We start from the raw sequence: 12390 nt of genomic DNA on the forward strand, positions 1-12390 counted from the left end.
TTCTAAAAACATAATTTATTAACCCAGCTAAGGCTGGGTTAACTTTTTAGAAAGGCTCTTTTTTAAACTCTTTATTATCAACGGATTTTTTCACTTCATTATTTAATATTTTTAATAGCAAAATAGAGCGAGTTTCGCCGTCTGGCTCTTGGTATATCGCTTTGATCCCCTGAAAAACACCTTCCGTAATTAATACATAATCACCACTATGCGGCACATTTTCTTCACTGTAGATAACCGAAGACGGTGTCGGCGATTGTAAGGTATCTATAACCTCTTGTGGCACTGTGACAGGATAGCGTCCAAAGCGCACAAAGGCATTAACACCACGGGTAGAATTTATCGTAGTGGTATGAATGACCTCTGGATCAAATTGAATAAATAGATAATTCGGGAACAAAGGCTCGGTGACCAAAGTTCTTTTATTTCTTATTAACTTTTCTATTGTCACCATCGGCGTAAAGCAGATCACCTGCTGACGTTCTAAGTGTTCGATCGCCCGAGCGATTTGTCCGCGTTTACAATACAGAAGGTGCCAGTTTTTCATAATAGAGACAAAGGGTTAGTTGATTCTAATTAGGAGGATAATAGCAAATTTATGATAAAGGTAACAGTAATCTGTCGGTAAATGTAACAAGTGAAATGCAATTTTATACTAGAAAATGATCACTGAAACCGTGTTCAGACGCAATAAATGCAGTGGTTTTGAGAAGTTTCAATCTTATCTCAGATAGAGGTAACAAGTTGACAAAAAAATGATGGCAAAAACAAGAAAAAACTCCCAAGATAATTATCTTAGATCCTGATCCATAATTATAAAGAGGTTTTCAAATGGAAGTTTTTTTATTGAGTAATGGGAAGATTGCCGGGGACCCACAATGGTTAAGTTACGCCAAAGATAATATCGACAGCATGATTAAAAAGCGTGGTATTCGTTCTGCCGTGCTTATTGCATATGCGGTTATTCGTTCTGATCACGACCAACGTGCTCGTGAATTATCAGAAGTATTAGGTATTGAAGTGACTTGTATTGAACATTTTGATTCAGAAGTGGAAGCCATTAACAATGCTGAGTGTATTTTAGTTAGTGGGGGGAATACGTGGTTATTAAACCAAATGCTGCATGAGAAAGGATTAGTGGTTCCTATCCAGCGTGCAGTTCGTGAACGTAATATCCCTTATATCGGTTGGAGTGCGGGTTGTAATGTTGCCACTCCGACTATCCGTACTACAAATGATATGCCTGTGCGCTGTTCTGTTGTTATGCCTTCACTGGGATTATTTCCTGTACAAATTAACCCGCACTATATTGATGCCACCATTAGTGGACATATGGGCGAAACTCGAGATGAGCGTATTGCGGAGTTTTGTGCGATGAACCCAGACGAGATAGTGGTTGCCATTCGTGAAGGTAGTTACTTATATATTCAGGGGGAAGAGTTACGTTATTACAGCGCTAAAAATGAAGGCTTTAAAATTTTCCAACATGGAAAAACTTTTCCAGAACAGTTTGATACAAAAATGTTGGCAAAATGGGTTCCATTTCGCTGTTTATAATAATAATTTGCAATCTCATATAAAAGGCATTGCTTTTTAGTGAGTTATGCGTTTAGCTTATAGTGTTTCAAAGAGGGCTTTGCCCTCTTTTCTCTCACTCACTGGCTCGTAAGATTATGATGAAATACCGCGATTTAAGAGATTTCCTTTCATTACTCGAAGAAAAAGGTGAATTAAAACGCATCACCTTTGAAATAGATCCCTACCTTGAAATGACCGAAATAGCGGACAGAACATTACGTGCTGGTGGGCCTGCACTGTTATTTGAAAATCCTAAAGGGTTTGATATGCCAGTGCTATGTAATTTATTTGGTACACCTGAGCGTGTTGCTATGGGGATGGGGCAAGATGATGTTAAAGCCTTACATGAAGTGGGTAAGCTATTAGCATTTTTAAAAGAGCCTGATCCTCCGAAAGGATTTCGTGATCTTTTTGATAAGTTACCTAAATTTAAGCAAGTTTTAAATATGCCAACTAAGCGCCTGAGCAAAGCCCCTTGTCAGGAGGTTGTGTTAACTGGCGATGATGTTGATTTAACTAAGATCCCCGTGATGCATTGTTGGCCTGAAGATGCAGCACCTTTGATTACATGGGGACTTACAGTAACGCGAGGGCCATTTAAAGAGCGTCAGAATTTAGGTATTTATCGCCAACAAGTGCTTGGTAAAAATAAAGTGATTATGCGTTGGCTATCTCATCGCGGTGGCGCGTTAGATTTCCAAGAATGGTGTCAAAAACACCCAGGAGAACGCTTTCCCGTTTCTGTTGCATTAGGGGCTGATCCTGCGACAATTTTAGGTGCCGTAACGCCAGTACCAGATACATTATCTGAATATGCCTTTGCTGGATTATTGCGAGGTAATAAAACAGAAGTCGTTAAATGCCTTTCCAATGACTTGGAAGTCCCGGCAAGTGCCGAAATTATTCTTGAAGGGTATATCGAACCCGGTGAGCTTGCACCAGAAGGGCCATATGGTGATCATACTGGTTATTATAATGAGATTGACTCTTTTCCAGTATTTACCATAACACATCTAACACGTCGTAAAGATGCTATCTATCACTCTACTTATACAGGGCGCCCACCGGATGAGCCGGCAGTATTAGGCGTTGCGCTTAATGAAGTATTAGTACCGATATTACAAAAACAATTTCCTGAGATTGTCGATTTTTATTTACCTCCTGAAGGTTGCTCTTATCGTTTAGCGGTTGTGACCATGAAAAAGCAGTATGCTGGTCACGCTAAACGCGTAATGATGGGAGTTTGGTCTTATTTGCGACAATTTATGTATACTAAATTTGTGATTGTTTGCGATGATGATGTGAATGCAAGAGATTGGAAAGATGTGATTTGGGCTATCACAACTAGAATGGATCCCGCAAGAGATACCATTATGATGGAAAATACGCCAATTGATTATCTTGATTTTGCTTCACCTGTTTCAGGTTTAGGCTCCAAAATGGGGTTAGATGCGACCAATAAATGGCCCGGTGAAACAGAGAGAGAGTGGGGGCGACCTATCGTAATGACGGATGAAATAAAACAGCGGGTCGATACTATTTGGGAACAGCTCGATATTGTTAAATAATAATAGAGGAACAACATGGCGATACTGAACTGTAAAGTCTCACTCGTTGAGCCGATAACAGATACGGTGTATCGGGTAAGATTATTACCTGATGGCCCATTTGATTTTCAGGCTGGACAATACCTTTTAGCGGTTATGGATGAGCGAGATAAGCGCCCATTCTCTATTGCCTCTATTCCCGAAAATAAAGACTTTATTGAGCTTCATATTGGCGCGTCAGATCTGAATCTTTACGCAATGGCTGTGCTCGATCTTATTTTAGAAACTCAACAATTAAAGATTGATATTCCCCATGGTAATGCGTGGTTTAGACAACAGAGCCAACGTCCTTTGTTGCTTATCGCAGGAGGAACAGGATTTTCTTATACTCACTCTATCTTGCTAGCGGCATTACAAGAAAATCCTCAACGTGCGATAACGCTTTATTGGGGAGGACGAGAGCAGGTACATCTTTATGATCTTAATGAGTTGCAAGATTTAACGGAAAAGTATCCCTCATTATCAGTCGTACCTGTTGTTGAACAACCTGATGATGCTTGGCGTGGTAGAAAAGGGACTGTATTAACGGCAATTAGTGAAGATTTTGGCGATTTATCATCCTATGATATTTATATCGCAGGACGTTTTGAAATGGCTAAAATAGCGCGAGATCGTTTTTGTAATGAGCGTAATGCTGATAGAGAACGCTTATTTAGTGATGCTTTTGAGTTTATTTAATAAGCAATAACGATAAAAAAACCATAAAAAAACCATAAAAAAACCCGCCCCTGACGGCGGGAAAATGGTTAAAAAACCAAGCAATCAAACATGTCAACCAAGTGATATTACTCAAAATGAAAAATCATCTTGATTAAACTCGCTCAATAATGGTTGCTATCCCTTGGCCTAATCCAATACACATTGTCGCTAATCCTAATTGTGCATCTTTACGCTCCATAATATTTAATAGCGTGGTGGTTATTCTGGCACCAGAACAACCTAATGGATGCCCAAGTGCAATAGCACCACCATTAAGATTGATTTTGTCATCAATGCTATCGAGTAAATTCATTTTTTTCATGCAAGCTAAGGATTGCGCTGCAAAGGCTTCGTTAAGTTCAAAGATATCAATATCACTGAGGGTTAACCCTGCTTTCTTTAGCGCTATTTCAGTGGCAGGAACGGGACCATATCCCATGATTGCCGGATCACAACCTGTTACCGCCATCGAACGAATAATTGCACGGGGTTTTAAATGATGTTGCTTAGCATAACTTTCGCTCGTGATAAACATCGCGGATGCCCCATCAGAGACGGCCGATGAATTCCCCGCAGTGACGGAGCCCGTGGCGGGATCAAACACGGGTCTAAGTTGTGCTAATTCATCAAGGCTTGGGTTATAACGGATAACCTCATCCGTGCTGACGCGTATAAAATCTCCTGCTGCATCATGACCATTAATGGCAACAAGTTCGTTGTCAAAATAGCCTTTTTGGGTCGCAAGGGCGGCTAAATGGTGTGAGCGATAGGCAAATTTGTCTTGTTCTTCGCGAGATATTTGAAATGATTTTGCTAACATTTCTGCAGTTAACCCCATTGAGAATGAGGCCTTTGCCACAGAAAGATTTAATGCTGGGTTAAAGTCAGCATTATAGGTCATCGGTACATGACCCATATGTTCAACGCCACCAATTAAAGCAACTTGGCTCTCTCCTAACATAATTTGGCGAGCACCATCATGCAAGGCTTGCATCGAAGAGCCACATAAACGATTGACGGTTACTGCCGGAACTTTATGTGGTAATTCTGCTAATAGTGCGGCATTACGTGCAATATTAAAGCCTTGCTCTAAAGTTTGTTGCACACAGCCCCAAATCACATCGCCAATATCATTGGGATCAATATCAGGGTTACGCTTAAGCAAAGCTTGCATTAATTGCGCAGAGAGATTTTCAGCTCTTACATGGCGAAATGCCCCGCCTTTTGAACGTCCCATTGGGGTGCGAACACCATCAATTATGACAACCTTTTCCATTTCTTCTCCCCTTAAGCGAGTTCTCTGATGTTAACATCTACTTTTGCAGGCTTTGGATAGTAGGTTTCGTTACGTAATGCTTTTTGTTTTAAGCTCTCAGGAATTTGGTAAAGTGGCCCTAATTCTGAGTATTGCTCTGCATTTGCAACAAATTGTGCTAATCCAATGGTATCGAGGTAACGGAAGACACCACCACGGAAAGGAGGGAAGCCTAAACCATATACTAATGCAATATCGGCTTCTGCAGGTGAGGCGATAATGCCTTCATCTAAGCAACGAATAACTTCATTGATCATTGGGATCATCATACGAGCAATAATAGTGTCTTGGTTAAATTCCTGTTTTTTACCGACATGATGTTCAATAAGGCTGTGAATATCGTTATCTACCTGCTTTTGTTTTTTACCACGCTTATCAATAGTGTAGTCATAGAAACCATGATTATTTTTTTGACCATAGCGTTGTTGCTGATATAAAAGCGCAATAACATCTTTATCAATACTGCCCATTCTGTCTGGGAAACCTTGAGCCATCACTGCTTGAGCATGATTCGCTGTATCGATACCGACAACATCCAGTAAATAAGCCGGACCCATTGGCCAGCCAAAGGCTTTTTCCATCACTTTATCTACAGCAATAAAATCAGCACCATCTCTTAATAAAAGAGAAAATCCGGCGAAATAAGGGAAGAGCACGCGATTGACAAAGAACCCCGGGCAGTCATTAACAATGATTGGCGTTTTACCCATTTTGCTAGCATAACTGACAATGCGATTAATCGTCTCTTCGCTGGTTTTTTCACCTTTAATGATCTCAACTAAAGGCATGCGGTGAACGGGATTAAAGAAGTGCATTCCACAGAAATTTTCAGGGCGTGTTAGTGATTTGGCAAGTAGCGAAATGGGGATTGTTGAGGTATTCGAAGCAAGTACAGCATGATCAGCAAGGAGCGCTTCGGTTTCAGCAAGTACAGAGGCTTTTACTTTAGGGTTTTCAACCACCGCTTCGACCACAATTTGTGCATCAGCTACACTGGCATAGTTTAGGGTAGGATGAATAGAGGCGAGGGTTTTTGCCATATCAACGGCACTCATACGTCCTTTTTCTTGACGTTTTTGTAGCAGACTGAGTGCTTCTGTCATACCCAATTCAAGGGAGTTGGCATTAATATCTTTCATGGTAACAGGAATGCCTTTTAGTGCAGATTGATAGGCAATTCCGCCACCCATGATCCCCGCGCCTAATACTGCCGCTTGTTTTGGCAAGCTAGCATGACGTTTTTTAGTAATACCTTTCACATATTGATCATTAAGGAAAATACCCACTAATGCTTTGGCAACATCGGTGCGGGTCAGTTTGACAAAGTTTTCTGTTTCCAATTCAAGTGCCGCTTTTCTATCTAGAAATGCGGCTTTTTCTATCGTATTAACGGCGGTCATTGGGGCTGGATAATGAGGGCCTGCGACTTTCATCACCATGCCTTTTGCCACAGCAAATGACATTTTATGTTCAAGTTCCGTTAATCTTAACGCCACAGTTTTAGGTTGACGAGCAGCTTGCCAGTCAAATTTGCCATCAATGGCTTGCTCTATCAGTGAAATGGCACTTTCTTTTAGCTTATCAACAGGGACAATAGCTTGAATTAAGCCATTCTTAAGTGCCGTTTCGGCATTAATATCTTTACCTGCGGTAATAATTTCTAAGGCATTATCAACGCCAATAAGGCGAGGTAGCCGAACAGAGCCACCAAAACCCGGCATAATACCAAGTTTTGTTTCGGGTAAACCAATGCGTAAATCCGGTGATGCAATACGAAAATCCGTTGCTAATACACATTCACAGCCACCGCCTAGGGCGTAGCCATTAATGGCAGAAACTGTAGGAACGGGGAGATCTTCTAATCGATTGAAAATATGATTAGCAAAATGTAGCCATTGTGTCAGTTCTTCAACGGGTGCATCAAAAAGTGATAAAAATTCGGTAATATCGGCACCAACAATAAAGGCGGGTTTTTCTGAACGTAAAATAACCCCTTTTAGATCAGATGTGTTTTCTAATACTGTTAACGCTTCGCTTAACATTGCCACCGTTTTTGTATCTAATTTATTAATAGAACCGCTAGCATTGAAAACGAGCTCAACAATACCTTGCTTCACCCAATCGGCTTGAATATTTTCGCTTTGATAGAGCATTTGTATTCTCCCTAAAGTATAAACTGGTATGACCAGATAGTTAGAGTGTGAATACAATGTTAATTAATTGCAAATATTTGATTAAGGAAATGTAGGGCTGATCACAATGAAATTATCTAATATATTGATTTTTATATGATTGGTTTAAATGAATAAATCAGCATAATTAAGGATCGTAAAAACATAGTAATAAGTCATGGTAAGCTATTTTTGCTATGGTGTTACCCTGTAAAAGAGTTGGCGTGTTAAGCTGAATAATTAACAATAAATAAAGATAGGTGATTAGTAATGGAAAAATTGCTTTCTCTGTATCAAGAACATATCAAAACACTACAAAATCGTACTCGTGATGCTTTATCTAGACACCACCTTGATAATGTCTTGATTCACTCTGGTGAACCTATTGGTGTTTTCCTTGATGATAGTGATTACCCTTTTAAAGTGAATGCACACTTTAAAGCGGGGGTGCCAGTAACTGATGTGCCACATTGTTGGTTATTGGTTGATGGTGTCAATAAACCAAAACTCTGGTTCTATTCACCTGTTGATTATTGGCATAGTGTTGAAGCTTTACCAAGTAGCTATTGGACCCATGAAATTGAGCTGATCCATTTAAAAAATGTCGATGATATTCAAAAAGAGCTAGCACCTTTTATTAATAAAAATACTGCTTATATTGGGCCAAATACACAACGGGCTGATTCATTAGGTGTCAGTCTTGATAATGTTAATAACCAATCTCTTCTTAATTATTATCATTATTATCGTGCTTATAAAACGGGTTATGAACTGGCATGTATGCGCGAAGCGCAGAAAATGGCAGTCAATGGACATATCGCCGCTCGTGAGGCATTCCAAGCTGAGTTAAGTGAATTTGATATTAATATGGCTTATTTAATGGCAACAGGACATCGGGACACAGATGTACCTTATGGCAATATTGTTGCATTAAATGAACATGCTGCTGTTTTGCATTACACCAAATTAGATCATCAATCGCCAGATGAATATCGTAGTTTCCTCATTGATGCAGGAGCAGAGTATAATGGGTATGCTGCGGATATTACGCGTACTTATTCAGCGAAAGAAAATCATGAATTTACTGCTTTAGTCAAAGATATGAATGATGCGCAACAGGCATTGATAGCGACAATGAAAGCGGGAGTACGCTACAGCGAATATCATATTCAAATGCATCAACGTATTGCCGGATTATTACATAAATACGGTATTGTTAAGGGAATTAGCGAAGAAGAGATGGTGAGTGAAGGATTAACAACTCCCTTCTTACCACATGGATTAGGCCATGCGCTAGGTTTACAAGTTCATGATGCGGGTGGATTTATGCAGGATGATAAAGGGACTCATTTAGCTGCGCCAGCCATGTATCCTTTCTTACGTTGTACACGTATTGTAGAGCCGGGAATGGTACTTACCATTGAGCCAGGATTCTATTTTATTGATTCATTATTAGCACCTTGGCGTGAAGGGAAATATCGTAGTCATTTTGATTGGCATTTGATTGAACACTTCAAGCCTTTTGGTGGCATTCGTATTGAAGATAATATTATTATCCACGATAACAAAATTGAAAATATGACAAGAGACTTACATTTAGCCTGATGAAAGCTTATTTGATCCCCGCTGAAACGGTAGAATTCAGTGAAGAAATAAAGAAGAGCCGTTTTATTACATTTATTGCTCATACTGAAGGGATTGAGGCTGCCAAAGCGTATATCCAATCAATTAAAGCGCAGTTTCCCGATGCTCGGCATCATTGTTGGGCATTTGTTGCTGGAAGACCTGATGATTCACAACAGTTAGGATTTTCTGATGATGGTGAACCAACAGGTACGGCGGGAAAACCTATTCTAGCACCCCTGTTAGGGAGTGGTATGGGAGAGGTGACTGCGGTTGTGGTACGTTATTTCGGCGGGATCAAATTAGGCACTGGCGGATTAGTTCGTGCTTATGGCAATGGGGTACAGCAGGCATTAAAACTTTTGCCAACGAAAACCAAAGTACCTCAGCGCCGATTTCTTGTGGAGTGTGAATATTCCTTAGTGTCATTACTTGAGCAAGTTATTGCAGAATATCAAGGGAAGATCCTCTCTAGTGAATATACTGATAAAGTCACTTTTGAACTATCATTGCCAGCAGTAGAGAGTGAAAAAGTTGAAAGTAAACTACGCGATATCAGTCGTGGCAGTATGCAATTAATATGTTTAGAACCGAATGAATAATCGTTGCTACCAAGGAAATCGCTAAATGCATTTTCGTTCAATAACCCGAATTGTTGGGCTACTTGTTATTTTATTCTCTGTCACGATGATCATCCCCGGTATCGTTGCGTTGATCTATCGGGATGGTGCAGGACGAGCATTTAGTCAGACATTTATTGTCGCTCTTATTATTGGGCTAATGTTGTGGATCCCCAATCGAAACAATAAAAGTGATCTAAAACCCAAAGAAGGTTTTCTTATTGTGGTTTTATTTTGGACTGTGTTAGGCAGCGTAGGGGCATTGCCTTTTATTTTTTCGGAACAACCTCATCTATCGATTACCGATGCCTTTTTTGAATCTTTTTCCGGATTAACAACCACAGGGGCTACGACACTTGTTGGGTTGGATAGCTTACCTAAAGCGATTTTATTTTATCGCCAAATGCTGCAATGGTTAGGGGGAATGGGGATCATCGTATTAGCGGTGGCAATTCTTCCACTGTTAGGCGTTGGGGGAATGCAGCTTTATCGGGCAGAAATGCCGGGGCCTTTGAAAGACAATAAAATGCGCCCAAGGATCGCAGAAACTGCGAAAGCATTGTGGCTGATTTATGTCTTACTCACTATTATTTGTGCCCTTGCGTTGTGGATTGCGGGTATGGACGTGTTTGATGCTATCTCGCATAGTTTTTCTACCATTGCAATCGGTGGATTTTCTACCCATGATGCAAGCATTGGCTATTTTAATAGTCCAACAATTAACGTCATTATTGGTGTTTTTCTATTAATTTCAGGGTGTAACTTTGCTTTACACTTTTCGGTTTTAACAGGGCGAAGCCTCAATATTTATTGGCGTGATCCTGAATTTCGCATGTTTATCTTTATACAGCTCGGATTAGTGATTATTTGTAGCCTTATTCTATGGCTCTATTCGGTATATGACTCTGGATGGACAACAATTAATCAAGCTTTTTTCCAAGTTGTTTCAATGGCAACAACCGCAGGGTTTGCAACAGATAGTTTTGCCCAATGGCCAACTTTTTTACCTCTGTTACTGTTGTGCTCTGCCTTTATCGGGGGCTGTGCTGGTTCAACGGGGGGGGGATTAAAAGTAATCCGCATCTTACTGCTATTTTTACAAGGCTCTCGTGAATTAAAACGTCTTGTACACCCTAATGCGGTTTATACGATTAAACTAGGACATCGAGCATTACCAGAGCGTATTATAGAAGCGGTTTGGGGCTTTTTCTCAGCATATGCTTTAGTATTTATTATTAGCTTGATGCTATTAATAGCGACAGGCGTTGATGAGTTTTCTGCTTTTTCTGCTATTGCTACAACACTTAATAATTTGGGTCCAGGATTAGGTATTGTTGCTGATAACTTTACAACAATGAATCCAGCCGCTAAGTGGATACTTGTTGTCACCATGTTATTTGGCCGATTAGAAGTTTTCACATTATTGGTTTTATTTACACCAACATTTTGGCGTGATTAACCAAAAACAAGGAGTGATGTATGAGCGCGCTGTTGCTGTACTGCAGTACAGATGGTCAAACTAAAAAAATAATGACGCACATAGCTAATGAACTAAGACAACAGGGCTATGAATGTGATGTAAGAGATTTAACTGCTGTTCACCATAGCCTTAATTTATCTGCTTATAATAAAGTGTTAGTTGGGGCATCAATTAGATATGGCTATTTTAATAAAGTACTGGATAAATTTATTACCCAACACCTTTCTCAATTAAATAGTATGCCATCCGCCTTTTTTGGGGTGAACCTTACGGCAAGAAAAGCTGAAAAGAGTACGCCAGAAACCAATGCTTATATGCGTAAGTTTTTAGATAAGACTCCATGGAAGCCTAGATTAACAGGTGTTTTTGCAGGCGCGCTTCTTTACCCACGTTATAAATGGATTGATAGAGTGATGATCCAGCTTATTATGAAGATGACTAAGGGTGAAACCGATCCAACAAAAGAAATCGAATATACTGATTGGAATAAAGTTAGCGAATTTGCGACAAAATTTTCCAAAATTGAGTGATATCTGTTCGTTGTGACCTGTTTTTTGTACGTATTGTTGGGGTTTTAATCGAACGGTGAATTTTTTTCAAAAAACACTTGCGCTAATCTGAGAAGCCCCTATAATGCGCACCCACTGACCGACGATGAGCTGACAACAGCAACGACGGAAAGGGAAGAGAAAAGAAAAAAGTTTGAAAAAACTCTTGACTCTTCAGAGGAATAGCGTAATATACGCCTCCTCGCAACAACGCAGAAGGCCGGAAACGGCAGCGACAGTTGCACTGCTCTTTAACAAATTATCAGACAATCTGTGTGGGCACTCGCAGAGACGATATCTTCTAAAAAATTAGATGTATCAAGTCTTGAAGAGTGACTAACAAGTTAATTCATATAATGAATAAGCTAAGTTTTCGATTTCTTTGAGCATCAAACACTTTTAATTGAAGAGTTTGATCATGGCTCAGATTGAACGCTGGCGGCAGGCCTAACACATGCAAGTCGAGCGGTAACAGGAGAAAGCTTGCTTTCTTGCTGACGAGCGGCGGACGGGTGAGTAATGTATGGGGATCTGCCCGATAGAGGGGGATAACTACTGGAAACGGTGGCTAATACCGCATAATGTCTACGGACCAAAGCAGGGGCTCTTCGGACCTTGCACTATCGGATGAACCCATATGGGATTAGCTAGTAGGTGGGGTAAAGGCTCACCTAGGCGACGATCTCTAGCTGGTCTGAGAGGATGATCAGCCACACTGGGACTGAGACACGGCCCAGACTCCTACGGGA

Annotated in this window: 10 protein-coding genes and 1 rRNA gene (1 of these 11 only partly in view); 8 read left to right on the plus strand and 3 right to left on the minus strand. The window is 40.4% G+C overall.

Annotated elements, in window-relative coordinates:
• Positions 1–46: 46 nt before the first annotated feature.
• Positions 47–547, minus strand: a complete 501-nt coding sequence (gene rfaH, locus AACV01_RS00380) for a transcription/translation regulatory transformer protein RfaH (protein WP_004246114.1) — start codon at positions 545–547, stop codon at positions 47–49.
• Between the two features lie 284 nt (positions 548–831).
• Here rfaH and pepE point away from each other — a divergent pair, with 284 nt between their 5' ends.
• The 3 genes from pepE to fre all read left to right on the plus strand — a co-directional run bounded on the left by pepE (position 832) and on the right by fre (position 3863).
• Positions 832–1557, plus strand: coding sequence for a dipeptidase PepE (gene pepE, locus AACV01_RS00385; RefSeq protein ID WP_004246111.1), 726 nt, complete (start codon positions 832–834; stop codon positions 1555–1557).
• Between the two features lie 119 nt (positions 1558–1676).
• Positions 1677–3146 (plus strand): 4-hydroxy-3-polyprenylbenzoate decarboxylase, encoded by a 1470-nt coding sequence (gene ubiD, locus AACV01_RS00390; RefSeq protein WP_012368791.1) that lies wholly within the window; start codon positions 1677–1679, stop codon positions 3144–3146.
• Between the two features lie 15 nt (positions 3147–3161).
• Positions 3162–3863: an NAD(P)H-flavin reductase gene (gene fre, locus AACV01_RS00395; RefSeq protein WP_004246107.1), complete on the plus strand. Its 702-nt coding sequence runs from the start codon at positions 3162–3164 to the stop codon at positions 3861–3863.
• 133 nt (positions 3864–3996) lie between these two features.
• On the opposite strand, the gene fadA is transcribed toward fre, so the two are convergent.
• On the minus strand, positions 3997–5160 hold the full coding sequence (fadA, locus tag AACV01_RS00400; protein WP_004246106.1) for an acetyl-CoA C-acyltransferase FadA: 1164 nt from the start codon (positions 5158–5160) through the stop codon (positions 3997–3999).
• Between the two features lie 11 nt (positions 5161–5171).
• The gene (gene fadB / locus AACV01_RS00405) at positions 5172–7352 is read right to left on the minus strand and encodes a fatty acid oxidation complex subunit alpha FadB (protein ID WP_004246105.1); all 2181 of its coding nucleotides are present in this window, start codon (positions 7350–7352) and stop codon (positions 5172–5174) included.
• 288 nt (positions 7353–7640) lie between these two features.
• Between fadB and pepQ the strand changes: the two genes are divergently transcribed.
• From pepQ to AACV01_RS00430, 5 genes are all read left to right on the plus strand, one after another.
• The gene (gene pepQ, locus AACV01_RS00410; protein WP_161680102.1) at positions 7641–8975 is read left to right on the plus strand and encodes a Xaa-Pro dipeptidase; all 1335 of its coding nucleotides are present in this window, start codon (positions 7641–7643) and stop codon (positions 8973–8975) included.
• Positions 8975–9595: an IMPACT family protein gene (locus tag AACV01_RS00415; RefSeq protein ID WP_004249519.1), complete on the plus strand. Its 621-nt coding sequence runs from the start codon at positions 8975–8977 to the stop codon at positions 9593–9595. The genes pepQ and AACV01_RS00415 overlap by 1 nt, the downstream gene beginning before the upstream one ends.
• Before the next feature lie 25 nt (positions 9596–9620).
• Entirely contained in the window at positions 9621–11072 is a 1452-nt protein-coding gene (trkH, locus tag AACV01_RS00420; RefSeq protein WP_004252906.1) for a Trk system potassium transporter TrkH, read from the plus strand.
• A gap of 20 nt (positions 11073–11092) precedes the next feature.
• Complete coding sequence (hemG, locus tag AACV01_RS00425; protein WP_004246101.1) at positions 11093–11623, plus strand: menaquinone-dependent protoporphyrinogen IX dehydrogenase; 531 nt, start codon at positions 11093–11095, stop codon at positions 11621–11623.
• A gap of 418 nt (positions 11624–12041) precedes the next feature.
• Positions 12042–12390 (plus strand): 16S ribosomal RNA (locus AACV01_RS00430); it runs 1194 nt beyond the window's last position.

The organism is Proteus sp. G2609 (assembly GCF_963896135.1).
GTDB lineage: Bacteria > Pseudomonadota > Gammaproteobacteria > Enterobacterales > Enterobacteriaceae > Proteus > Proteus mirabilis.